This is a genomic window from Zhihengliuella halotolerans, from assembly GCF_004217565.1.
GTDB lineage: Bacteria > Actinomycetota > Actinomycetes > Actinomycetales > Micrococcaceae > Zhihengliuella > Zhihengliuella halotolerans.
In genome coordinates this window covers 1,988,933-2,011,239 of record NZ_SHLA01000001.1, presented here as the reverse complement: position 1 = coordinate 2,011,239, position 22,307 = coordinate 1,988,933, and the positions used below count along the sequence as shown (strand labels likewise).

The following is a 22,307-nucleotide window of genomic DNA, read 5'->3' as shown; positions in this document are numbered from 1 at the left end:
GGAAGAACCATGACCCGCAAGCTGAACACCGCCGTCGTCCTGGGCGGCGGCATCATCGGCGTCTCCGCCGCCACCCACCTGACCCGCCGCGGCGTGGCCGTGCGGCTCGTGACGGACGCGGATCCGGCCTCGGGGGCCTCGGGACGCTCGCTGTCCTGGCTGAACTCGGCCGGGGAGCGGTCCAAGCCGTACCACGACCTGCGCATGGCCGGCATCGACCGCTACCGGACGCTCTTCGCCGCCGACCCGAGCCGCGACTGGCTGCGGTTCGACGGCGCCCTGTTCTGGCCGTCGGCCGAAGAGCCGCGGGCCGCCGCCGACCGTCACGAGTACGAGTCCCGCCACGGCTACGACTCGCACCTCGTGACCCGCGAGTCCGTCGCAGCGCACACGGGCGACGTGGACGCGTCGGCGATGGCCGCCGACGGCGTCTTCAACCCCGGGGAGGGCTGGGTCTCGCTGCCGCATCTCATCGGGCACCTGCTCGAAGAGTTCGCCGCCGCCGGGGGAGAGCTGATCACCGGCGCCGGCGCGTGCGAGGTCGTCGTGAGCGACGGGCGGGCCGCCGGCGTGCGGACCGCCGCCGGAGAGGAGATCACGGGCGACGCCGTCGTGGTGGCGTGCGGTCCGCAGACGCCGGAGGTCGTCGCGCCGCTGGGCGTGCGCATTGCCGACGCCTCGCCGCTGTCGCTGGTCGCGATCTCCGAGCCGCTGGCCACGCCGGTCGCGACCGTCATGAACACTCCGCGCGCCGCGATCCGGCCGAATCCGGGCGGGACCGTCGCCGTCGACCACGACTGGTACGAGGAGTCGATCCGCGAGGTCGACGGCGGTTACGAGATCGACGAGGACGTTGTGGACGAGCTCATGGCCGAGGCCGCGAAGCTGCTCGACGGCGTCGAGTCCCTGCCGAAGGCCTCCTGGAAGATCGGCAAGAAGCCGATCCCCGGCGACGGCGAACCGGTCTTCGGCGAGCTCGAGGCGGTGCCGGGCTGCTACGCGGCGTTCACGCATTCGGGGGCCACGCTCGGCCTGCTCTCCGGCGAGCTCATCGCGTACGAGCTGACGACGGGCGCGAAGCACCCGATGTTGGAGACGTTCCGGCCGGAGCGCTTCGCCTGAGCGCCGCCTGATATCGAGGGCCCGGCCGGCTGTGCATCCCGTGTGAATACGGGTGTGCAGGCGGCCGGGCCCTTTACCGCGGCCTTGCCGAGTCGTACGCTCGAAGACACGCGGCAGCCGTGTGCGCGGCCGCTGACAGGAAGGTGGAATCATGCCGGTCATCAGCGTCGTCACGGACCTGGAAGCGCTGACGTACACGGTGACCGCCGAGTTCCCGGCGCCTCCGGAGCGGATCTGGCAGCTCTGGGCCGACCGCGAGCAGCTTGAGCGCTGGTGGGGGCCGCCGACGTGGCCCGCGACGTTCACCCGGCACGGCATCACCGCCGGCAGCGAGGTCCGCTACTTCATGACCGGGCCCAAGGGTGAGAGGGCCGCCGGCTGGTGGCGCATCCTCGAGGCCGGTCCGCCGCACGCCCTCGTCTTCGAGGACGGATTCTCCGGCGAGGACGGCGAGCCCTCCGGCGAACTCGGCAGCACCCGCAACACCGTCGCGATCGACGCGACCGAACTGCGGGCCGGGCGACCGGGCACGCGTATGCGCTTCGTGACCGCTTTCGAATCCCTCGATCAGTTCAACGAGCTCGCCGAGATGGGGCTCGAGGAGGGCCTCAGGGACTCGATCGCCCAGATCGATGGACTGCTCGACGGCGCCGCCTGACCCCGCCCCCTGACCGGACCCTGCCGGCCCCGTGAGTCCTGCCCCTGAGCGGTGCGTTCTGTCCTGCGGCGCGGGCGCGGCACCGATGCCGTGTTCAGGTTGGTGCGCGATACTTTTCCCACGGTAGGAAACAGATCGACGCGGAAGGGGTGGCTCGGCATGACGGTGGAGCAGTGGTCCGGAACCGGTACCGAACTCGCGGAGCGGATCAAGCTCAAACGCCCCCGTCACCTCGTGGTCATCTCCCGCGACAAGTACCGTCCCCACCTCTATCTCGACACCGACGAAGTCGCCCGCCAGGTCTCCGGCTCGGCCGACGTCGTGATCGTCGACAACGGCCGCACCACGTACGAGCTCGAGGAGGCGCTGCCGCCGGGCGACACCGTCTACGGCAACGCGGGCCGCGTCTACCCGGGCGATCTGCTGGGCCACTCCCACCGCTATCCGTCGGTCCCGATCCTCGCCGAGCGCGCGGACCTCGTCGCCCAGCGCACCCAGGACCTCATCAACCTGGTGCACGGCATGCCCAAGCTGCGCAGCGAGCACCAGCGCGCCGCGGCGGCCGCGGCCGAGGCGGCGGTCGCGGGCACCGTCGTCGGCGTGCACGACTCCGGCGAGGACGCCTTCGTGCTCCTCGAGAGCGGCGCGGTGACAAGCCTGCGCCACGACTCGCTGGTCCCCGGGGTCCGCCTCGACTGGTACGTGCCCGAGCAGATGCAGGTCTCCGGCACGCTCACATCCGCGGGCCTGAACCTGCGCTCGTCCCTGATCAAGCAGCAGATCATGGACGTCTACTCCTACGGCGACGTCGTACTCGCCCTCGTGAAGAAGGTGCGCGAGGACTACGCCTACCTCGAGCCGCTGCCCGGCGACAGCATCCGCGTCAGCCGCACCGACGTCACGAGCAACCCGCAAGACAGCCTGGCCGACTTCCTCACGGTCGGCGAAGTGGTCCCGGCCCGCCTCGTCTCCAAGAAGGGCAAGCAGCGCCTCGTCCTGCACGATGTCGACGAGGACGAACCCGTCCGCGAGGCGCCCGCGCTCATCACGGGCGGCCCGCCCTGGCTGGTCTACGGGCGCAACCTGGCGCCCAAGCACGACGACGGCGCGCACGCGGGCGCCGAGTCGGCCCCCGAGGCGCGGGGGGAGCACGAGGACGGTGCGGACGCCGCCGGCGAACTCCAGACGCCGGCCGCGCCCGCGGAGTCGATCGCGGCGGGTGCGGGAACCGCAGAAGCGCCGTCCGGCGTCGTGCAGCTGGCAGGCCTGGACGCCGAGCGGCTCGGCGAGCTCTCCGGCGCGGTGGGCGAGCTGCTGCGGGAGGTCGCGCCGCTCAAGGCGCTGCTGGCGGGGGCGCAGCGCGGGCTGCTCGGGCAGTCTGGCGGATCGGACGCCGGACTGCGGGAGCAGTTGCGCGAGCAGCGCGCGGAGATCGTCAAGCTGCGCGAAGAGGTCGACCGGCACAAGCAGCAGGTGCGCGACATCCGCCGCCGGGCCAAGGGTGCGAAGTCGCAGCCGTCGGGGCGGCGCGGGCTGCCCGTGGACGACTTCGCGACCGTGGAGGACGCGCTGCGCTTCGAGGTGTACGTCGAGTGGGTGAGCCGGGTGGACGCGGCGGAGAAGCCGCACTTCCCGCTGCCGGATCATTACGACGTCGGCGAGAAGTTCGTGGATTCGTTCATGGCGCTGCAGCCCGAGGCGCAGGGCAAGACGCTCAAGGCCCTCGTGGACATCCTCACGGGCCGCGCCCACAAGATCCCGAGCCGGCAGGTGCACGCCCTGCGCACGGGGGACGGCGGCGACGATCCGCAGATCGAGCGGGCGGACGGGGCCCGGTGCTTCCGCGCCTCGGTGGAGGTCAACGCGCCGTCGGCGCGGCGGGTGCACTATTGGAAGCTGCCCGACGGGACGATCGAGCTGCACGAGGTCGTGATCCACGACAAGACCACGGTGTGACATGGGAGCCGGCACGCTACGCGGGTGAAACAATCTCCTGCTACTTTGTCGAACTATGAGACTCACGGACCGCGAGCAGGAGAAGCTCATGATCGTCGTCGCCGCCGACCTGGCGCGACGGCGGCAGCAGCGGGGACTGAAACTGAACTACCCCGAGGCGGTCGCGATCATCACCTACGAGCTGGTCGAAGGCGCGCGCGACGGCCGGACCGTGGCCGAGCTGATGTCCTACGGCTCCACGATCCTCACCCGCGACGACGTCATGGAGGGGGTGCCCGAGATGATCCACGACGTCCAGGTCGAGGCGACCTTCCCCGACGGGACCAAGCTGGTCACCGTGCACGACCCGATCCGCTCCGCGGATGGGGGCCGGCTGTGATCCCGGGGGAGACGATCGTCGCCGACGGCGAGGTGACGCTGAACGCTGGGGCCGCGACCGTCGTCGTGCAGGTCACCAACACGGGCGACCGGCCCGTCCAAGTCGGCTCGCACTTCCACTTCTTCGAGGCCAACGCGGCGCTCGACTTCGATCGCGCCGCCGCCCGGGGCTTTCGGCTCGACATCCCCTCCGGCACGGCCGCCCGGTTCGAGCCCGGCGACCGGCGCGCGGTGCAGCTCGTCGCGATCGGCGGCCGCCGGGCCGTGTACGGGCTGCGGAATCTGACCGACGGGGCCATCGAAGGAGAACACGCGTGAGCAACCAGGTCTCCCGCCGGCAGTACGCCGAGCTCTACGGGCCCACGACGGGCGACAAGGTGCGCCTCGCCGACACCGAACTCTTCCTCGAGGTCGAGCGCGACCTGACCGTGTACGGCGAGGAGGTCGTGTTCGGCGGCGGCAAGACGATCCGCGACGGCATGGGGCACAACGGGCGGCTCACCCGGGACGAGGGGGTGCCGGACACCGTCATCACCAACGTGGTCATCGTCGACTACACGGGGGGCTACAAGGCCGACGTCGCCCTGCGCGACGGGCACATCGCCGCCATCGGCAAGGCCGGCAACCCCGACCTGCAGGACGGCGTCGACATCACGATCGGCGTCTCGACCGAGATCATCGCCGGAGAGCGCAAGATCCTCACCGCCGGCGGCATCGACTCCCACATCCACTTCATCTCTCCGGACCAGGTGCCGACGGCGCTCACGAGTGGGGTGACCACGATGATCGGCGGCGGCACGGGCCCGGCCGAGGGTTCGAAGGCCACGACCGTGACCCCGGGGCCGTGGCACATCGCGCGCATGCTGCAGGCGGCCGAGTCGCTGCCGGTGAACATCGGACTGCTCGGCAAGGGGCACGCGTCGGCGCTCGAGCCGCTCGCCGAGCAGATTCGCGCCGGCGCGATCGGGCTGAAGATCCACGAGGACTGGGGTGCGACGCACGCGGCGATCGACACGTCGCTGCGGGTCGCTGACGAGTACGACGTGCAGGTCGCGATCCACACGGACACGCTCAACGAGTGCGGGTTCGTCGAGGACACGATCGCCGCGATCGGTGACCGGGTCATCCACACATTCCACACCGAGGGGGCCGGCGGCGGGCACGCCCCGGACATCATCGCGATGGCCGGACTCCAGAACGTCCTGCCCTCGTCGACGAACCCGACGATCCCGTACACCCGGAACACCGCCGAGGAGCACCTGGACATGCTCATGGTGTGCCACCACCTGAGCCCGGACATCCCGGAGGACGTCGCGTTCGCGGACTCGCGCATCCGCCCGGAGACCATCGCGGCGGAGGACGTGCTGCACGACCTCGGCGTCTTCTCGATCATGTCCTCCGACTCCCAGGCCATGGGCCGGGTCGGAGAAGTCGTCTCGCGCACGTGGCAGCTCGCGGACGCGATGAAGCGCCGCCGCGGACCGATCGGGCCCGACGGGCCGGAAGAGGACGCGAACGATAACTTCCGCATCCGCCGCTACGTCGCGAAGTACACGATCAACCCGGCCCTGGCCCAGGGCATCGCGGACACGGTCGGCTCGATCGAGCCCGGCAAGTTCGCCGACCTGGTGCTGTGGGATCCGGCGTTCTTCGGCGTGAAGCCGGACCTGATCATCAAGGGCGGGCAGATCATCTCCTCCGTCATGGGGGACCCGAACGCGTCCATCCCGACCCCGCAGCCGCAGACGATGCGCCCGGCCTTCGCCGCCTACGGTTCCGCGCTGTCCGACGCCTGCATCACGTTCCTCTCGCGCGCGGCGGTCGACGCCGGCGTGCCGGAAGAGCTCGGTCTCAAGCGCCGGATCCGCGCCGTCTCGGGCTGCCGTGACGTGCGCAAGGCCGACCTGAAGCTCAACGACGCGACCCCGGAGATCACCGTGGACCCGCAGACCTACCGGGTCGAGGTCGACGGCGAGCACATGACGTGCGATCCGGTCGACGTCGTCCCCCTGGCCCAGCGCTACTTCCTCTTCTGACCCGTCACCACCCGCGAAACGAGCGAACCCACGATGATCGTCACCGAAGTCGTCTGCAACCTGCACGACGCCGACCCCGCCGAACGCGAGGCACTGGCCGGCCTCCACCACGAGAAGGTCACGCTCTCGAGCGCGGAGCTGACCAAGCGCGTCCAGCGCCTCGAGACCGACCACGGGCGCAGCTTCGGGCTGCGCCTGGCCGGAGGCAGCTCCGACCTGCGCGACGGTGACGTGCTGATCCGCGAGGAGGGCAACGTCGTCGTCGTGTCCGTCCTGCCCACCGACGTGCTCGTGATCGCGCCGCGCTCGGTTGCGGAGGCGCTCTTCGTGGCGCACTCGCTGGGCAACCGGCACCTGCAGGCGCAGTTCTTCGGTGCGGAGAGCGAGTACGCGGCCGAGGTCATGGTGGTCCAGTACGACCACACCGTCGTCACCTTCCTGGAGGACCACGGCGTCGCGTTCGCCCGCCAGGAGCGCGTCATGCCGGTCCCGTTCCGCCATGCCGAGCACACCCACTAGCACGACGGCGGGGCCCGCCAGGGTGCCCGCGACCGCCGACGCGGCGCTCGGCTTCCTGCTCCAGCTCGGCGACTCCGCGCTACCGACCGGGGCGTTCAGCCACTCCTTCGGCATGGAGTCCTACCTCGCCGACGAGCGCATCGCCGGGCCCGACGCCCTGCACGAGTGGCTGCTGGCCTACTTGGACACGCAGCTGACGTGCACGGAGGGCCTCGCCGTGCGCTGGGTCGCTGACGAGGAGAAGGACGCGCACGACGTCGACGCGCTGCTCGAGGCGGCGACCGCGCCCGCGCAGGTGCGCTTGGCGAGCCGTCGCATGGGCGCCCAGCTGGCCAAGCTCGCGCCCGAGCTGCTCGGCGCCGCCGGCGTCGTGCCGGAACCGCCGGGCGGGCGCTGGCCCGCGCACTACCCGGCGGTCTACGGGCTGCTGGGCGCGGCGGCGGGCGTGGCGACGCCGGCGCTCGTGCACACGTTCCTGATGGGCTCGATCGTCTCGCTCGTGCAGAACGCGGTGCGCGCCGTGCCGCTCGGGCAGTCGGCCGGGCAAAGGGTCATCACGGCGCTGCGCGCGCCGGCCGCCCGGGCCGCCGAGCGGGTCATGCTCCTCGACGAGGTCGACTTCGCGACGACGGCCCCCGGCCTCGAGATCGCGCAGATGCGGCACGAGCACCTGCGCGCCCGCATGTTCATGAGCTGACGGCCGGTCCCCACCGGGCTCAGGCCAGCCGGCGCAGCCTGGTGTACGGCGCGTACGGGAAGACGAGCTCGGTGAACGTCGCGACGCCGCCGGCCGCGTAGACCTCGACGACGCACGCGTCCACGACGATGCGCAGCTCGAGACTCCCGGCGGCTTTCGACGCGTCCGGGATCGGCGCGGTGTCCACCGAGGCGAAGTCCGCGTGGAAGACCTCAGCGGCGGAGCGCGTGCGGTCGCAGGAGAAGGTGCCGGCGTCGGCGTCGACGACGATGCGCAGGTCCTCGCCGGCGGGCCCGTCGGCGGCGTCGAGGACGAAGGTCGTCACCGACCCCGCGGACAGCGGCGCCGAGGCGTCGAAGACCAGCACGGCGGTGCCGTCGTCGTGCTGTGCGACGGCGTCGGCCGCGCCGCCGAGCGTGAGCCGCACGGCGTCGTCGGGCAGAACCGGGAGCTGCCGGAGCACGTGGCGGTCGCCGCGGGTGCGCGTCAGGCCGATCTCGCGCACGAGGGACATCGCCGAACGCCAGGGCGCGGTGGGTGTCTCGTTGGCGTAGTCCCAGTTGCTCGCCCAGCCGATCATGAGGCGGCGGCCGTCGGGGACGTTGGAGAAGGAGACGGCGGCGTAGTAGTCGCGCCCGAAGTCGAGCCAGTCATAGTCCGCCGGGTCGGTCGAATCCGTGAGCCGCTCGGCCGTGAAGCGCTCGCCGTCGAAGTCGCCGACGAAGTACTGGGTGCCGGAGCCGCCGGCGATCCCGCCCGGGTTCAGGCTCACGATGAGCACCCACCGGGTCTCGTCGGTCCCCTCGACGCGCAGCGGGAAGAGGTCCGGGCACTCCCAGACGCCGCCGACGGCATGGGCCGGTCCGAAGTCCGAGGCGCGCGTCCAGTCCTTCAGATCGGGTGAGGTGTAGACCGCGACGAGGTGTTCGGTCGCCTCGACGACGAGCATGACCCAGTGCCCGTCCTCGCCGCCATGCCAGAAGACCTTGGGGTCCCGGAACTCGGCCGAGCCGATGTCCAGGACGGGGTTGGCCGCGTAGCGGGTCCACGTGGCGCCGGCGTCGAGGCTGTAGGCCAGCGACTGGGTCTGCAGCGCCGGGCCGTCGGTCGCGACGCTCGTGTAGATCGCGACGAGAGCCGTCTCGCCGTCGCCCGCGAAGCCGGCCGTGTTGTGGTGGTCCACGACCGCGCTGCCGGAGAAGACCAGCTCGTCCTCGGTGCAGGGGATCGCGACGGGCTGCTCGGCCCACTCCACGAGGTCGGTGGACGTCGCGTGCCCCCAGGACATGTTCCCCCACGTGCTGCCGTGCGGGTTGTTCTGGAAGAAGAGGTGGTAGACGCCGTCGTGGAACAGCAGGCCGTTGGGGTCGTTGAACCACGTGTCGCACGCGGTGAAGTGGGCCCGCGGCCGCGGGGTTCCGGCGGCGGTGCGTTCGGCCGGGCGGTCGTCGGTCATCGTTCCTCCTGTGTGCTGCGTCATGTTCCCATCGTACGCCTAAATCGTGTCAGGTACACGTTCGGCCTCGTCACGTCACCCTGATCTGGGCGTCGGCTCGGCTATCGTTGCTGACGGTACGGCGCGCCTGCCGGGCAGGCGCACCGCGAGCGACCCACCGAGAGGACCCACATGAGCGACCCCGTCGTCATCGGCATCGGCGGCCCCGTCGGCGCCGGCAAGACCCAGCTCGTCGAGCGCATCACCCGCGCCATGAGCCACGAGGTCTCCATGGCCGCCATCACCAACGACATCTACACGATCGAGGACGCGAAGATCCTCGCGGCCTCCTCCGTGCTGCCGCTGGACCGGATCGTCGGCATCGAGACCGGCGGCTGCCCGCACACGGCCATCCGCGAGGACACGTCGATGAACGAGCAGGCCATCGAGGAGCTCAAGGCCAAACACCCGGACCTCGAGGTCATCTTCGTCGAGTCCGGCGGCGACAACCTCTCGGCGACGTTCAGCCCGGAGCTGGCGGACTTCTCGATCTACGTCATCGACGTCGCGCAGGGGGAGAAGATCCCGCGCAAGGCGGGCCAGGGCATGATCAAGTCCGACCTGTTCGTCGTGAACAAGACGGATCTGGCCCCGTACGTGGGCGCCGACCTGGGCGTCATGGAGGCCGATTCAAAGGTCTTCCGCGGGCAGAAGCCCTTCTGCTTCACCAACCTCAAGACGGACGAAGGCCTCGACGGCGTCCTGGAGTGGATCCGCCGCGACGTGCTCATGCTCGACCTGGCCTGAGCGTGGGCCTGCAGCGGGAGGCGCCCGAGCGCCTCACGGGTGAGCTGCGCGTCGCCGCCCACCGGGTCCCGGGCTCGGAACGCACGGAGATCGGCCGTCAGTACCACGCCGGCGCCCTGCGCATCCTGCGCCCGCACTACGCCGCCGGCTCCGGGCAGGCCGTCCTCACCGTGGTCAATCCCGGCGGCGGATTCCTCGGGGCGGACCGCTACGAGATCGAGTACGACGGCGGCCCCGGCTCGTCCGTTCTGCTCACCACCCAGTCGGCGACCAAGGTCTACCGGACGCCGCAGGGCCCGGCCTGCCAGGAGCAGCGCTTCACGCTCGCGCCGGGCGCGGTGCTCGAGTCCGTTCCGGACCCGGCGATCGCCTACCAGGACGCCTCGTTCGTGCAGGACACCGAGGTCGACCTCGCGGACGCGACGTCGCACTTCTTCGGCGCGGAGATCGTCACGCCCGGCTGGGCGGCCGACGGCACGTGCTTCCGCTACCGCGACGTCCGCCTGCGCACCACGGTCCGCTCGGGCGGCCGCCTGGTGCTGCTCGACAACCTGCTGCTGCGCCCGGCCGATGCGCACCTGACCGGCCTCGGCTGGCTCGAGGGCCGCACCCATTACGCATCCGTCGTCATCGCCGGGGCCGGGGCGGGGGAGGAGCTCCTGGCTCAGGTCCGCGCGATCTGCGCCGAATACGCGCACGACGACGCCCCCGGCGGCGCGGCGGCTACCACTCTGGCGGCCGGAACCCCGCGCGTGCTCGCCGGCTCCAGCCTCACGGCCGGTGCAGCGGACGCCGCCGCGGTGCTTGTGGTCCGGGCCCTCGCCGACGGCACGGACGTCCTCACCGAGTTGGTGCACCGCCTCGGCACGGCGGCCAGGCAGGCGCGCACGGGGACCCAGGCGGTGGGCTGGGACCTGCGCAAGTACTGAGGCCGCCGTCGTGCCCGTGGCGCCCGCGACGGCCGACCGAAACGTGATCGTCACAGGTGGGGCCTCGATTTCACGCGCCGGACACATCCGAGTGACCGGATCGGACACACGGGATCCGTAGATTCGTCGCCATGAGTTTGACGACGGACGAACACGATAAGAGCGGCGGCCTGACAGCGACCGCACCGCAGGCCCCCGGCACGAGCGAGACGATGGCGGCGGCCAAGGAGTCGCTGGAGGACTACACGCTGCGCTTCGCGCCGCGCTCCTACCGCAAGTGGACCCCGGCCGTGGTGGCCACGAGCGCGCTCGGCGGCATCGCCTACCTCGCCGACTTCTCGATCGGCGCGACGATCGGCATGGCGTACGGGACAGCCAGCGCCGTCGTCGGAATCCTCATCGCCGCGGTGATCATCTTCACCACGGGCCTGCCGCTGGCCTACTACGCGGCCCGCTACAACCTCGACCTGGACCTCATCACGCGCGGCTCCGGCTTCGGCTACTACGGGTCGATCGTCACCAACATCATCTTCGCGACCTTCACGTTCATCTTCTTCGCGCTCGAGGGCGCGATCATGGCCCAGGGGCTCGAGGTCGGGCTCGGCATCCCCAAGTGGATCGGGTACGCGGTCTCCACGCTGATCGTGATCCCGCTGGTCATCTACGGGATGAAGACCCTGGCCAAGCTGCAGGTGTGGACCACGCCGCTGTGGCTCGTGCTCATGGTCATCCCGATGGTCTACCTCGTGGCGCAGAACCCGGACTCCGTGGCGACGTTCTTCGCCTACACCGGCGAGTCCGGCACCGGGGGTGTCAGCTTCGCCTCGGCCATGCTCGCTGCGGGCGTGTGCCTCTCGCTCATGGCGCAGATCGCCGAGCAGATCGACTACCTGCGCTTCATGCCGCCGAAGACCCCGGAGAACTCCCGCAAGTGGTGGACCGCCGTGATCATGGGTGGGCCGGGCTGGGTCGTGTTCGGCGCGATCAAGCAGATCACGGGCCTGTTCATCGCGGTCTACCTGATCGCCACCATGACCCCGGGCGCGGACGTGAACGCCGCTGAGCCGGTCAACCAGTTCCTCGGCGTCTACCGGGAGATGATGCCGGGCTGGCTCGCGATGGCGCTCGCCGTGATCCTGGTGGTCATCTCGCAGATCAAGATCAACGTCACCAACGCGTACTCCGGCTCGCTGGCCTGGACCAACTCCTTCACCCGCGTCACCGGGCGCTACCCGGGGCGCATGGTGTTCGTCGTCGTGAATCTCGCGATCGCGCTGATCCTGATGGAGGCGAACATGTTTGACTTCCTCAACACGGTGCTCGGCTTCTACGCGAACTGCGCCATGGCCTGGGTCGTGACGGTCGCGGCCGACATCGCGATCAACAAGTACCTGCTCAAGCTCTCGCCCAAGGCCCCGGAGTTCCGGCGCGGCATGCTTTACGCGGTGAACCCGGTGGGCTTCGTCTCGATGATCACCTCGGCCGTGGTGTCGATCGCGATCTTCTTCGGGGTCTTCGGGACCGCGGTCCAGCCGTTCAGCCCGCTGTTCGCCGTGGGCCTGGCCCTGGTCCTGACCCCGGCCCTCGCGATCGCCACCCGCGGCAGGTACTACTTGCGCCGGGGCGACGACGGCATCGAGCTGCCGATGTACGACCAGCACGGCAACCCGGTCGACGACCGCCTCACGTGCTGCGTCACGGGCCTCGAGTTCGAGCGCCCAGACATGCTGGCCTCAGCTGTGCCGGGCCCGGACGGGGAGAAGCAGTACATCTCCTCCCTCGCGCTCGCCACGGACAAGACCGGTGTACACGTGCTCCCGGCCGACCCTCCCGTCCGGTGAGCGCCGTGGAGACGCCCGCCGCCCGGCGGGCCGGAACGATCAGGATGGCGGCCGCTGTCGTCCTCTTGAACATCATCGCGTGGGGGCTCTTCTTCGGGTTCGTCCTGCCGCACGACTACCTGGTCTCCGATCAGCGGGTCTTCGGCGTCGGGATCGCGGTGACCGCCTTCATGCTCGGCGCCCGGCACGCGTTCGACGCGGACCACATCGCGGCCATCGACAACACGACGCGCGCACTCATCCACCGGGGCCGCCCGCACGCGAGTACGGGCTTCTGGTTCGCGCTCGGCCACTCGACCGTGGTGGTCGCGGCGGTGGCCGGGCTGGGGCTCGGCTTCCACCTGCTGGCCGGGCAGCTCTCCGACGACGGGTCGGCGCTGAAGTCGGTCTCCGGCATCTGGGGCCCGGCCGTCGCCGGCACCTTCCTGGTCGTGATCGGCCTGATCAATCTGCAGGTGCTTGTCGACCTGATGCGCGCGCTGCGGCGCTGGCGCGACGGCGAGGGGACGCCGGGGGAGTACGAGGAGCACCTGCAGCGGCGCGGTCTCCTGGCGCGGCTCGTCGCGCCGCTGGCGGCCCGCGTGGACTCACCCGTCAAGCTGTACCCGCTCGGGCTGCTGTTCGGGCTCGGTCTCGACACGGCGGCGACGATCGGGCTGTTCGTGATCTCGGGCGGCGCCGCCGTCGCACTGCCCTGGCAGGCGATGATCGCGCTCCCGCTGCTCTTCACGGCGGGCATGGTGCTGTGCGATTCGGTGAACGGGGCGCTGATGGGCGGCGCCTACCGGTGGGCGGCGCGCGAGCCGCACCGCAAGGCGGCGTACAGCGTCGGGATCACCACGCTATCGGTGCTCGTGGCGTTCTGGGTCGGGGCTGTGGTGCTCTCCGGTCTGGCTTCCGAGGTACTAGGCCTCGATGGCGGCGCCATCGCGTGGCTGGGCTCGCTGGAGATGGAGAGCTTCGGCCTGGTCACGGCCGGTTTGTTCGTTCTGGCGTGGGCCGTCTCGTGGCTCGTCTGGCGGGCCGGCCGGGCAGCGCCGGCCCAGGTCTCGGCGTAGCCGAGTCCCGGAACGGAGCGTCTCGAACCAGGCCGCGGTCTGGAGGCCTCCTCGTGGGCTTGGCCCGCGTAGGGTCAGTGTCCGCGGAAGTCCTGCGGCTTCTTGGGGCCGCCGTCGTTCTCATTCGAGTCGTCGCCGGATTCGCCCGGCGGCTGTCCGGCCGAGTCGGTCGCGCGTCGTTCCTCCGCGGCCTGCTCCTGGGCGAGCTTCTGCTTCATTTCGGCTGCTTCTTGCCGGGCCTGGTCGGTCGCGTTCTCGCCGCGCCCGAACTTGTCCTGACCGGTCATTCCGTCGATTCCCATTGCTCCTGCTCCTCTCCCGCTTCGCAGGCCTGCCGACCACTTCGCGTTCAGTTCGCCGGCGTCGTTCTGAGCTGCCATATCGGAGCCCGCCATGGAAGCGTTGACTAGCGCTGACGATTTCCACGCTAACTTCCAGCGGGGCCCTTGGCCAGTGTTCCGGAGGCTCTCCCAGAAACCGCTCAGCTGGTGCCGCGGGGGAGAGGAAACGGTGCTGAAAAGCTCAACTGTTAGATAACGGCGGCTGGACCTTCCGTAAAGTGGAGCCGAGAAGAGACAGGCGCCGGGGGTTCATCCGGCGGACGAAGGGGAGTGGCTTGGGTAATTCAGTCGAGGCGTGGGTCTGGCCGGCCTACATCGGGATCCTCTTCGGATGTCTCGCCTTCGCGGCGGTCCTGATCCCGGTGGTGATCTACCAGTACCGCAGGTACGGCGGCTTCACGTGGCTGCGCTTCCTGGGCGCGGCCGCCGTCGCGATCTACGGAGCGGCGCTGATCGCCTACACGCTCCTGCCGCTGCCGGTCGCCTCCGATCTCATCTGCCCGCCCGGCACTACGGGCCTGCGCGGCATGCTCGCCCAGGCCCAGCTGACCCCGTTCCAGTTCCTGGACGATATCTCCCGCGGGACCGCCGGCATGTCTCTGCTCGAGCGGCTGAAGTCGTTCGTGGTCCTTCAGGTTGTCTTCAACGTGATCCTGTTCATCCCGTGGGGCGTGATCGCCCGCCGCTTCCTCGGGTGGGGCGTCGCCGGCGCCGTCTTCACGGGCATGCTCGCGACCGGCTTCATCGAGCTCACCCAGGTCACGGGCGTCTACGGCATCTACGACTGCGCCTACCGGGTCGGCGACGTCGACGACCTCATCGCCAACACCGCCGGCGCCCTCCTCGGCGCGCTCATCGCCCCGCTGCTGCTGTGGTTCATGCCCGAGCGCCGGCAGTACGAATCCCGCCGCCTCACCCCGCGTCCGCTCACGGTGTGGCGCCGCTGGTTCGGCATGGTGATCGATCTGGTCCTCTTCGGCGTCTTCGGCGGCGTGCTCTCGGTGCTCTACGGGGTGTTCCTCATCTGGACGGAGGTGCCCGAGTCGTCGTGGGTCGTCGCGCTCACCGGTTACGTGCTCCCGGCGCTGCTGGTGTTCTACCTCCCGGCGCTGGCCGGCACGGGCGGATCCCTGGGCCAGCGCGTGGTCTGGCTGGGCGTCACCGCCCGCGAGCCGGGCACAGGATCCCGGCACGACGACGGTGCCCCGCCTTCCGCTTTCCCCGTCGCCGGGGTCGGCCGGCGGCTGGTGCGGGCGAGCATCGTAGGCGGGCCGTACGCCGTGCTCACGATGATCGGCGAACTCTGGGAGAGCGACTTCGCCGGTCTGGCCAACGGAGCCACCGGCCTGCTGCTGTTCGTCGCGTTCGTGTCCGTGATGGCAACGTCGACGCGGCGCGGGCTCTCAGGGGTGCTCAGCGGGACCTACCTGGCGGATGTACGGCGGCGGTGACGCGGTTCCCGAGCATGGATAGGATCAATGCGTGGGCGACGCCGAGTATCGTGGACCCGGAGGACATCGTCGAAACGTAGGGAACAAGCGCGTGTCAGGAACTGCGTCCTGCTGCGGACCTTCCGCCCCCGCCGACCGGAAGAGTGACAATGGGTGACGATCACTGGACTTATCAAAGTATGCAGGCGGCCACCGACATTTAGGGATATACAGAATTTGCGACGGGCGCCGATCATCCGCTGGACCGGGACAGTACAATCGACCACCAGGCGCAATGTGCGTAGCTGAGTCGCATCCTGCTGGTACCGGCTCCGGACCCACAAAGAGAACAGGCCCGCGTCTCACCTAGCGAAGAGGACCTGTCGTGTTGCTTCTATGATTCGGGTGCTCTCGCAGACTCTCGAACCTCACAGCACAAACCCACGCCCGCATCCCTGGGCAGAGCAACCTTTTCCACAGGTCGCAGTGTTGAAGCAAGAGCAGCCTCACTTGATCGTATGATCGTGCGCATGAACTACGAACGCTTCGAAGGACCTGACGGGCTGGAAATCCGCGTCCCGATAGACGAGGGATACCGGACCTGCGCCGAGTGCGGCGGCGACTGCGACCCAGAGCCCACGGCTCTCGATGGGTTGGGAGTGCGTATCGCGTTCGTCTGCCCAGAGCACGGGGTGCATTCAATGGTCGACCCGTTCGAAGACAAGCGCTAACTGGCCGGGGCAAAACTACAGCCCCGGGAGTCCGAACCGAAGGGCTCGAATGGTCGCCGGGGCGTTACACGTTCAGGTTACGTGAGCCCCGGCCGCGGCTTCAAGCTCGCCCGTATGGGCAGGGATCGGCGCTGCGGCCTATCCGTCCTTTGTCAGACCGAGCCGCTCCCTCAGCCGGTGCGCCTCTGCCTCGATTTTCGCGAGCCGGGTCTTCGGCTTGGTTCGCTCCGTTTCCGCTCGCTTCTTCGACGCAACTCTCGCGCTGCCTCTCGGAACCAGCCAACCCACGCGTTGGTAGCCGGTGATGCGCCGCGCAAAGTGGCATGTATGGCACTTTGCACGGGCTCCGGTCGGGGATAGCGCGAGTCCAACATTCTCCGCATGTGATCGAGTTTCGGCCCCCTACTGGCCATGCTTCGTCGCCCAGAACGGACCAGAGAGCCTCGAATTCGCGCCGCAACACCGAGGCCCGTTCCTCGGAGACCAGTTCTGGCACGACCTCGGGACTCCAATCCACGTCGGTCAGGACGTTGTCGCACACATGACCGCAGGCCAGACGTACGCGCCAGAAGTCCGAGGAATGCGGCTCGGGTTGCCCTAGCGCGGCCCAGACCTCTGGGGTCGTGTCGTCGGGGCAATCCTCGGGATCAGCCTCGAAATGACTGACGCGTCGGTCCATCCAATCGACGATGTCGCGGTAGACCGTCTCGACGTCGCCGTGGTCGTTCGAGCACCAGAACTCGCCCAGGGGGGGGGGGGGGGGGGGGGGGGGGGGGGGGGGGACGTCTTCGGCGGTCGGGCAAGTCCACGGATAGGCATCAGGGAAAACGTACTTCCCGAGCGTGAAGAGTTCTCGGACACATCCGCACGCAAGCTGCACCATCCAGCAGTACACGTCCACCGCGTTCGGGACAAATAAGAACCAGAACTCCGGCTTGTATCGGCGTTCAGGGCCGCGACGGTCTCCTCGAACGCCTTCAACGCCTGCGTGCGGGGCCGCACCCGCCCAGGCTCGCGCATCAGGAGCGCAGCTGGCACGAAGGAGGGTTCGTCGTGATCCGTCCTGTTCACGATGCCGGCTCGGATCCATAGGCTTCAGGGGCGGCTCGACCTCCGTCACCATTGATCAGCGTCAGAAGCGAGACATCGAGTGCCGTCGCCGCGGCGACGGCTTCGTCGAGGCGAGGTGCCCGGGTCTGCTCCTCGAACCGACGGACGAGCGTGGGGTCGATCGGCCCGCCGAGGAGTACCGCGATTCGCAGCGAGAGCGCTTCGCGCTCGAATCCTGCTTGCAGTCGTTCCGCCCGGATGCGTTTGGCGAAGACGTCGCTGGGGGGAGGTGGTCCATGCCAGTACTCCTTGCGGTTGGGCGCCCAAAACAGGAGTGTCACGAACGTGGGAATGGTGCGCCGCAGGCCTCTATGAACGCATGGAGGCCATCGGCAGCCCTGTCATCGGTCGCAGGCGCGTAGTCCTCGGGTTCGAAGTACCCGGCTTGCACGTAGAGTCCACCGGCCTTCGTGGTCAACTGCGCCGGGGCGAGCGACTTGTCGTCCCACATAAGCTCGTTCCCGGACATCATTCCGGACATCGTCGTCTCTCTCATCATTCGATCGGAGTTCTCGCATGAGGCCTCACGGAAGCCAACGTTCGAGCCGGCGACGGTCAGCTCGACCATGACCCCGCACTCCTGGTGGACCGGGTACTAGGTGCCGTCCTCGATCGGCTCCGACTGAGCCTGCTTAGAGGAGGACGTGTCGTCGCAGCTGGCCTCGAACGCGTCGAGCAGGGTCGTGCTGGTGTCGGAGTCGTCGCTCACGTAGACCTTGTCGCCGATCGCGATCGACGTGTCGCTCTTGGTGACGGACTCGGTGCCGTCCGCTCGTTGCGGCGATCGCTGCCCGCGACGGTCCAGACGATCTTCGAAGCGTCCTCTGTGAACTCGCCGGTGCTGGTGACGTCGGCCTCCTCGTGGACGCCTTCGCACTCTTACTAGTGGCGCGTGAGAGTGTTGCTTTCGATCACGAGTTGGCCAAGGTCGGCGGTCCTGTTGACGTCCTGGGTGTAGTAGATGCCGTCGGCGCTGACAGAGCCGGTCAGTGCCAGGACGATGAAAGCGACTCCATGAGTGTGGAGCTATGCCGGCTCCTGTACCCGACCTGCGCGCGCTCGGCGTGGAGGTCGCGCGCCTCCGCCGCGAACGGGGTATGTCCATCGATCGCTTGGCGGAAACAGCTGGCATCCACCGGAAATCGATCATCGAATTCGAGGAGGGCAGGGACGCGGCCAAAATCAGTACTATTCACGGCATCGCGCATGCCCTCGGCGTCCCGCTGCCAGAGCTCGTCATGCCGGTGTGCGCTCGGCACCCAAAGTCGGTCGAGATGCCGACTCCACTCGTGGATCGCTGATTGCACCAGACCCTCGGACCAAACCGGGGCGCGACAATCATCGAACCGCGATGCTCGCCGCCGGCAGAATACGATTACCTCACAAGTTGACGATGAAGCGTCGTTGACGAGTCGGCTAGACAACGAAGCCTGAATTGCCGTGTCGCGCTTCCCGTCTCGGCAGGGCGAGCACAACCACGTCGAGAGGCCACGGGAATGGCGCGCACCATTTATCCTTCTCACGATGACTGTTATTAGCTGTAATAAATATTGTAAGTTGAAGAGATCTGCTAGTTTTGTTAGATGGCTACCGAGCAGGAAATTTGGTACGGACCACGTACGCTGACAAAGGTACGACAGGTGTGCATCCCTATCGAACTTCTACGCGCGCTGAAGCTCGACGTGGGTAGCGAGGTTCAGTTTGCACTAAGTGGTGACGGCCGTGAGATTCGCGTCCGACCCACGGGGCGCACCCGGTCTGAAGAGGACGAAAGTCGGTCTGGATGAACTCGGCAGGGGCGTCCCGCCGTATGTCGGTCGTTGTATGGTGAACGTGTCTCGCGCGATACGCGCCACCTCCACCGGACACTGCCCGATCGAGTGTCGTCCCCAAGATCCCACGGGGGCCAAATTATGATATGTACGAACGTCCGGCCTGACAGCTGGATCGAATCTGAAGGAGTGACGCGCATGTCCGACGGCCTGACCAGCATTGACCTCTTCGCGGGGTGCGGCGGGCTGTCCCTTGGCCTCCACCGCGCTGGGTGGACAGGAATCTTCGCCATTGAGCGTGATCCGATGGCATTCGACACCCTCCGTAGCAACCTCGTGGACGACGATGCCCCCTACCGGGCGTACGTGGACTGGCCCGAATGGGTCGACAAGACGCCGCACGACATCGACACGTTCGTCGGAGACCCCCAGATCGTCGAGCACTTGCGCGCCCTTCGCGGTAGCGTGACATTGGTCGCAGGTGGTCCGCCTTGCCAGGGATTCTCGGTAGGCGGCGCGCGCGACGGGGCGGACGAACGCAATCACCTTGTCCACCGACTGCTCGAGGTCGTTGACGCAGTGCGGCCCAAGATCGCGCTTATCGAGAACGTTGAAGGGATTACGCGGCCTTTTCGCTCCAGGCCCCGGGAGGGCGCGACAAGCTCGGTCGCAGAAGATGTCGTCGTCGCCTTCGAATCGCTTGGCTACACGGCCGCATTCGGCATCGCCAACGCGAGCCATTTTGGGGTACCCCAGACCCGTCGGCGCGCTGTCATCATCGGCGTGCGCGACGACCTCGGGGTCGAACCGTCCGATTTCTTCCGCCACCTGGAGAAGATTCAGGACCAGCACCTCATCGCCAACAAACTTCCGACGGATCGGCCTGTGACCGCAGCAGAGGCCCTCGGGGACCTCCACAGCGGCCAGGAGCGCATTCCTAGCCCCGACTCGCCGAAATTTGAGACCTCGGCCTATGTGGACGCCAAGAGCGAGTTCGCCAAGGCACTGCGACGCGGCATCCCGACCGGAGGACTGCCGGACTCTCACCGATACACCAAGCACGGCGAGCGAATCCTCGAATTATACGAGCGCGCGCACGGGACCCAGCCCAAAGGTCGGCTGTCGAAGGATTTTCTTCTCTCCATGGGCACCAAGAAGGACAAGAAAGTCCTGATCGACCCCGACGCTCCTGTCTCGACCATCACGACACACCCCGACGAATTCATCCATTACGCGGAGCCGAGAAATATCACAGTGCGCGAAATGGCACGACTGCAGTCGTTTCCAGACGACTTCCAGTTCAAGGGCCGCTATACGATTAACGGCCCTCGCCGAAAGTTCGACGTCGCGCGGTGCTCACAGGTCGGCAATGCTGTTCCGCCGCTGTTCGCCGAAGCGATCGGACGCGCCCTCAAGGAGATGTTGAGTGACTGACGACGCTGCCCTCGAGGAGGAGGCGCAGGGGTGGAACCTCACGGCAGTCGGCGCATTCCTCTCGGCCCGCTCTGAAACCGATGCGGAAACCGCATGGATCGAGGCCCTGCCAAGGCTCAGCGAGCATTTCACGCCCGATCTCTGGGGTTCCGGCACCAGCGTCAACCCGTACGGACAAGGCGCGCACAGCAATCTATATAACGTCGAGTGCCAACGAGACTTCCGTGACTGGCTGCAGTCGAACGGCGTCACGCCGGAAGAATACGCGCAGGCAGTGGGTCCTGTGCAGTACGTGAGCTTCCAGATGCACCTCCTGTCTCTGATGGACCGCGCCCGGAGCAACAAGGGCTGGCGCGTCCGCGTCATCGGTTTCCCTTCGCTCGGCGTAGTAGCGTGCGGGCTCGGCAGTCACTACCAGGGCACGCAGAACCACAATCAGATGGGTCGTGCGTCCCAGCTGATCAGGGCACGCGCTCTCGAGGTGCTCACTGGCTCGTCCAAGTCAGCTCTCGAAGCATGGCCATCCGCTAGCGCCGAAGACTGGGAGGAGCGAGGCCTCTTGGCAGAGCCCGTCCTCAGCATCGGCGACCTCAACATTTCGACCTACGACGAGGGCCGCGGCGCGAAGCTTAGAATGGTCCGCAACACCACCGTCAAAAAAGAGCTCGCGACGTTCTTCGCTATTAAGGGGATGACCGTCAACACTTTCCTAGAAGAAGGCGCTGAGCATCTGGACATCCTGCGGAGCATCGCCCTTGAGCTCGGACGCAAGGAGCCCTACGCGTGAGCAACCCATTTGCCGATACTGAGGCCTTCGAGGCGCTGCGCACCGCCGCGCTCGACGGAGACGAGGCTTTCGAACGGTACCGACGCCGGGAAGCTGCATCGGCGCGGCGTCAGGTCGCGCGCTTGGTTGAGCTACAGCTATCCGCGAGAATCGAGCGGATGGTTGAGGTGGCCATCGCCGCCTCGAGAGCGGTGCTCCTAGTCGGACCACCCGGGACAGGAAAGACCGAGATTCTCGAGCAGATCGTAGACCGTATCGACCGCGATCCAGCCCGATACGGCTTCACCACTGAAGGCATTGATGCCGCGTGGGTCACACCTGAGGAGGAGTGGACCTTCGAGAAGCTCGTGCTCGGCGAGACGGTAGAAGACGGTGAGATCCGGAGCGTGGAGGGAGACCTCCTGCAGGCTATCGCCAAGAACCAGTGGCTCGTGCTCGACGAAACCAATCGCGCCGATATGGACCGCGTCCTGGGCGGCGTCCTGACCTGGCTATCGGGCAAGAAAGTCCGAGTGGGCAGCCGAAGGGCTGCCGGCGAACCCATCGTCCCGGTCTACCTCGAGTGGACCGACCAAGCAGAGTGCCAAGTGCGGCTCCTCGACACCCCACCATCCGTTGAGTATGCAGCGGGAGCCGAATGGCGGCTTCTCGGCACGTACAACGCCGTGGACGCGCAGCGGGTGTTCAGAATGGGACAGGCCCTCAGCAGGCGTTTCAAGCACGTCCCGGTTCCGCCTGCCTCACCGCAGGACTTCGAGCGCATCATCGCCGGACACGTCTCGGACGAGGACCGACTCGAATGGTTCGTGGACCGCGTGACCCGTCTGTACGCCGCGCACCTTTCTGTGGAGGACGCGCAGATCGGTCCCGGTCTGTTGATCGACGTGCCAGCCTACGTCGAAAAGGGGCTTCAGATGGCGTCCTACGACCGACCGAGCGTCGAGGGGGACAACAGCTCTGCCCTGGCGGACGTCTCACCCACCGACGACAGCGAGGACGCGTTCATCGAAGAGCTGCTCGCCGAGGCCTACCTAGTTTCGGTCGGGAATCTCGTAGCCAAGTACGAACCGGATCTTCTGGATGAGCTCGGAATGAGTATCGCGAGATCCGAGTCCCTCACCCCCGCCAACTGGCTCTGGGTGAAGGAGAACTTGCACGCGATGCGGGCTTGACATGTCCGCCACGATGACGCTGACCGTCGACGAGGAGGGCCTCCGACGGGTCTTGTCGGAGTGGTCCGGAACCGGGAATCTCTACCGCGCTCTC

22 protein-coding genes are annotated in these 22,307 nt (G+C 68.0%); 18 read left to right on the top strand and 4 right to left on the bottom strand.

What is annotated here, in order from left to right:
• The first annotated feature begins 9 nt into the window (after positions 1-9).
• The 8 genes from EV380_RS09140 to EV380_RS09105 all read left to right on the top strand — a co-directional run bounded on the left by EV380_RS09140 (position 10) and on the right by EV380_RS09105 (position 7,366).
• Complete coding sequence (locus EV380_RS09140) at positions 10-1,122, top strand: NAD(P)/FAD-dependent oxidoreductase (protein ID WP_130450861.1); 1,113 nt, start codon at positions 10-12, stop codon at positions 1,120-1,122.
• Positions 1,123-1,273: 151 nt separating this feature from the next.
• Positions 1,274-1,780, top strand: a complete 507-nt coding sequence (locus EV380_RS09135; RefSeq protein WP_130450859.1) for an SRPBCC family protein — start codon at positions 1,274-1,276, stop codon at positions 1,778-1,780.
• Positions 1,781-1,939: 159 nt separating this feature from the next.
• Positions 1,940-3,736, top strand: a complete 1,797-nt coding sequence (locus EV380_RS09130) for a S1 domain-containing protein (RefSeq protein WP_130450857.1) — start codon at positions 1,940-1,942, stop codon at positions 3,734-3,736.
• A gap of 55 nt (positions 3,737-3,791) precedes the next feature.
• The gene (locus EV380_RS09125; protein ID WP_102158046.1) at positions 3,792-4,115 is read left to right on the top strand and encodes an urease subunit gamma; all 324 of its coding nucleotides are present in this window, start codon (positions 3,792-3,794) and stop codon (positions 4,113-4,115) included.
• Positions 4,112-4,432, top strand: coding sequence for an urease subunit beta (locus tag EV380_RS09120; protein ID WP_102158047.1), 321 nt, complete (start codon positions 4,112-4,114; stop codon positions 4,430-4,432). Before EV380_RS09125 ends, EV380_RS09120 begins: the two co-directional genes overlap by 4 nt.
• Entirely contained in the window at positions 4,429-6,150 is a 1,722-nt protein-coding gene (gene ureC / locus EV380_RS09115; protein ID WP_130450855.1) for an urease subunit alpha, read from the top strand. Before EV380_RS09120 ends, ureC begins: the two co-directional genes overlap by 4 nt.
• Positions 6,151-6,183: 33 nt before the next feature.
• Positions 6,184-6,669: an urease accessory protein UreE gene (gene ureE / locus EV380_RS09110; protein ID WP_130450853.1), complete on the top strand. Its 486-nt coding sequence runs from the start codon at positions 6,184-6,186 to the stop codon at positions 6,667-6,669.
• A complete protein-coding gene (locus EV380_RS09105; RefSeq protein ID WP_130450851.1) occupies positions 6,650-7,366 on the top strand; it encodes an urease accessory protein UreF in 717 nt (238 codons plus the stop codon). The genes ureE and EV380_RS09105 overlap by 20 nt, the downstream gene beginning before the upstream one ends.
• A gap of 19 nt (positions 7,367-7,385) precedes the next feature.
• On the opposite strand, the gene EV380_RS09100 is transcribed toward EV380_RS09105, so the two are convergent.
• Positions 7,386-8,846: a glycoside hydrolase family 32 protein gene (locus EV380_RS09100; RefSeq protein WP_242607561.1), complete on the bottom strand. Its 1,461-nt coding sequence runs from the start codon at positions 8,844-8,846 to the stop codon at positions 7,386-7,388.
• A 147-nt stretch (positions 8,847-8,993) separates the two neighbouring features.
• On the opposite strand from EV380_RS09100, the gene ureG reads away from it, so the two are divergent.
• The 4 genes from ureG to EV380_RS09080 all read left to right on the top strand — a co-directional run bounded on the left by ureG (position 8,994) and on the right by EV380_RS09080 (position 13,436).
• On the top strand, positions 8,994-9,608 hold the full coding sequence (gene ureG / locus EV380_RS09095; protein ID WP_130450849.1) for an urease accessory protein UreG: 615 nt from the start codon (positions 8,994-8,996) through the stop codon (positions 9,606-9,608).
• Between the two features lie 2 nt (positions 9,609-9,610).
• Complete coding sequence (locus EV380_RS09090; protein ID WP_165391922.1) at positions 9,611-10,537, top strand: urease accessory protein UreD; 927 nt, start codon at positions 9,611-9,613, stop codon at positions 10,535-10,537.
• Between the two features lie 131 nt (positions 10,538-10,668).
• Positions 10,669-12,378 carry a purine-cytosine permease family protein gene (locus tag EV380_RS09085; RefSeq protein WP_130450847.1) on the top strand — a complete coding sequence of 570 codons (1,710 nt, stop codon included), beginning with the start codon at positions 10,669-10,671 and terminating at the stop codon, positions 12,376-12,378.
• A gap of 5 nt (positions 12,379-12,383) precedes the next feature.
• A complete protein-coding gene (locus EV380_RS09080) occupies positions 12,384-13,436 on the top strand; it encodes a HoxN/HupN/NixA family nickel/cobalt transporter (protein WP_207219377.1) in 1,053 nt (350 codons plus the stop codon).
• Positions 13,437-13,510: 74 nt separating this feature from the next.
• Here EV380_RS09080 and EV380_RS09075 read toward each other — a convergent pair whose 3' ends face one another.
• Positions 13,511-13,738: a hypothetical protein gene (locus EV380_RS09075; protein WP_130450845.1), complete on the bottom strand. Its 228-nt coding sequence runs from the start codon at positions 13,736-13,738 to the stop codon at positions 13,511-13,513.
• Positions 13,739-14,052: 314 nt separating this feature from the next.
• Between EV380_RS09075 and EV380_RS09070 the strand changes: the two genes are divergently transcribed.
• Both EV380_RS09070 and EV380_RS09065 read left to right on the top strand, forming a co-directional pair.
• On the top strand, positions 14,053-15,228 hold the full coding sequence (locus EV380_RS09070) for a VanZ family protein (protein WP_130450843.1): 1,176 nt from the start codon (positions 14,053-14,055) through the stop codon (positions 15,226-15,228).
• Positions 15,229-15,737: 509 nt separating this feature from the next.
• Positions 15,738-15,938, top strand: a complete 201-nt coding sequence (locus EV380_RS09065) for a hypothetical protein (RefSeq protein ID WP_130450841.1) — start codon at positions 15,738-15,740, stop codon at positions 15,936-15,938.
• 1,067 nt (positions 15,939-17,005) lie between these two features.
• Here EV380_RS09065 and EV380_RS09060 read toward each other — a convergent pair.
• On the bottom strand, positions 17,006-17,329 hold the full coding sequence (locus tag EV380_RS09060; protein ID WP_130450839.1) for a helix-turn-helix domain-containing protein: 324 nt from the start codon (positions 17,327-17,329) through the stop codon (positions 17,006-17,008).
• The gene (locus EV380_RS09055; RefSeq protein WP_130450837.1) at positions 17,326-17,616 is read right to left on the bottom strand and encodes a hypothetical protein; all 291 of its coding nucleotides are present in this window, start codon (positions 17,614-17,616) and stop codon (positions 17,326-17,328) included. Before EV380_RS09055 ends, EV380_RS09060 begins: the two co-directional genes overlap by 4 nt.
• Before the next feature lie 460 nt (positions 17,617-18,076).
• Between EV380_RS09055 and EV380_RS09050 the strand changes: the two genes are divergently transcribed.
• The 4 genes from EV380_RS09050 to EV380_RS09035 all read left to right on the top strand — a co-directional run bounded on the left by EV380_RS09050 (position 18,077) and on the right by EV380_RS09035 (position 22,213).
• A complete protein-coding gene (locus EV380_RS09050; protein ID WP_130450835.1) occupies positions 18,077-18,349 on the top strand; it encodes a helix-turn-helix domain-containing protein in 273 nt (90 codons plus the stop codon).
• A 669-nt stretch (positions 18,350-19,018) separates the two neighbouring features.
• Positions 19,019-20,254: a DNA cytosine methyltransferase gene (locus EV380_RS09045; protein WP_130450833.1), complete on the top strand. Its 1,236-nt coding sequence runs from the start codon at positions 19,019-19,021 to the stop codon at positions 20,252-20,254.
• Entirely contained in the window at positions 20,247-21,041 is a 795-nt protein-coding gene (locus tag EV380_RS09040) for a hypothetical protein (protein WP_130450831.1), read from the top strand. The genes EV380_RS09045 and EV380_RS09040 overlap by 8 nt, the downstream gene beginning before the upstream one ends.
• Positions 21,038-22,213, top strand: coding sequence for an AAA family ATPase (locus EV380_RS09035; RefSeq protein ID WP_130450829.1), 1,176 nt, complete (start codon positions 21,038-21,040; stop codon positions 22,211-22,213). The genes EV380_RS09040 and EV380_RS09035 overlap by 4 nt, the downstream gene beginning before the upstream one ends.
• Positions 22,214-22,307 lie beyond the last annotated feature (94 nt).

Coding starts and splice junctions, on each gene's coding strand:
- ureE (WP_130450853.1), top strand. CDS start 6,184: ATGATCGTCACCGAAGTCGTCTGCAACCTGCACGACGCCGACCCCGCC.
- EV380_RS09085 (WP_130450847.1), top strand. CDS start 10,669: ATGAGTTTGACGACGGACGAACACGATAAGAGCGGCGGCCTGACAGCG.
- EV380_RS09135 (WP_130450859.1), top strand. CDS start 1,274: ATGCCGGTCATCAGCGTCGTCACGGACCTGGAAGCGCTGACGTACACG.
- EV380_RS09045 (WP_130450833.1), top strand. CDS start 19,019: ATGTCCGACGGCCTGACCAGCATTGACCTCTTCGCGGGGTGCGGCGGG.
- EV380_RS09075 (WP_130450845.1), bottom strand. CDS start 13,738: ATGGGAATCGACGGAATGACCGGTCAGGACAAGTTCGGGCGCGGCGAG.
- ureG (WP_130450849.1), top strand. CDS start 8,994: ATGAGCGACCCCGTCGTCATCGGCATCGGCGGCCCCGTCGGCGCCGGC.
- EV380_RS09130 (WP_130450857.1), top strand. CDS start 1,940: ATGACGGTGGAGCAGTGGTCCGGAACCGGTACCGAACTCGCGGAGCGG.
- EV380_RS09140 (WP_130450861.1), top strand. CDS start 10: ATGACCCGCAAGCTGAACACCGCCGTCGTCCTGGGCGGCGGCATCATC.
- EV380_RS09105 (WP_130450851.1), top strand. CDS start 6,650: ATGCCGAGCACACCCACTAGCACGACGGCGGGGCCCGCCAGGGTGCCC.
- EV380_RS09100 (WP_242607561.1), bottom strand. CDS start 8,846: ATGACGCAGCACACAGGAGGAACGATGACCGACGACCGCCCGGCCGAA.
- EV380_RS09050 (WP_130450835.1), top strand. CDS start 18,077: ATGCCGGCTCCTGTACCCGACCTGCGCGCGCTCGGCGTGGAGGTCGCG.
- EV380_RS09065 (WP_130450841.1), top strand. CDS start 15,738: ATGAACTACGAACGCTTCGAAGGACCTGACGGGCTGGAAATCCGCGTC.
- EV380_RS09125 (WP_102158046.1), top strand. CDS start 3,792: ATGAGACTCACGGACCGCGAGCAGGAGAAGCTCATGATCGTCGTCGCC.
- EV380_RS09055 (WP_130450837.1), bottom strand. CDS start 17,616: ATGGTCGAGCTGACCGTCGCCGGCTCGAACGTTGGCTTCCGTGAGGCC.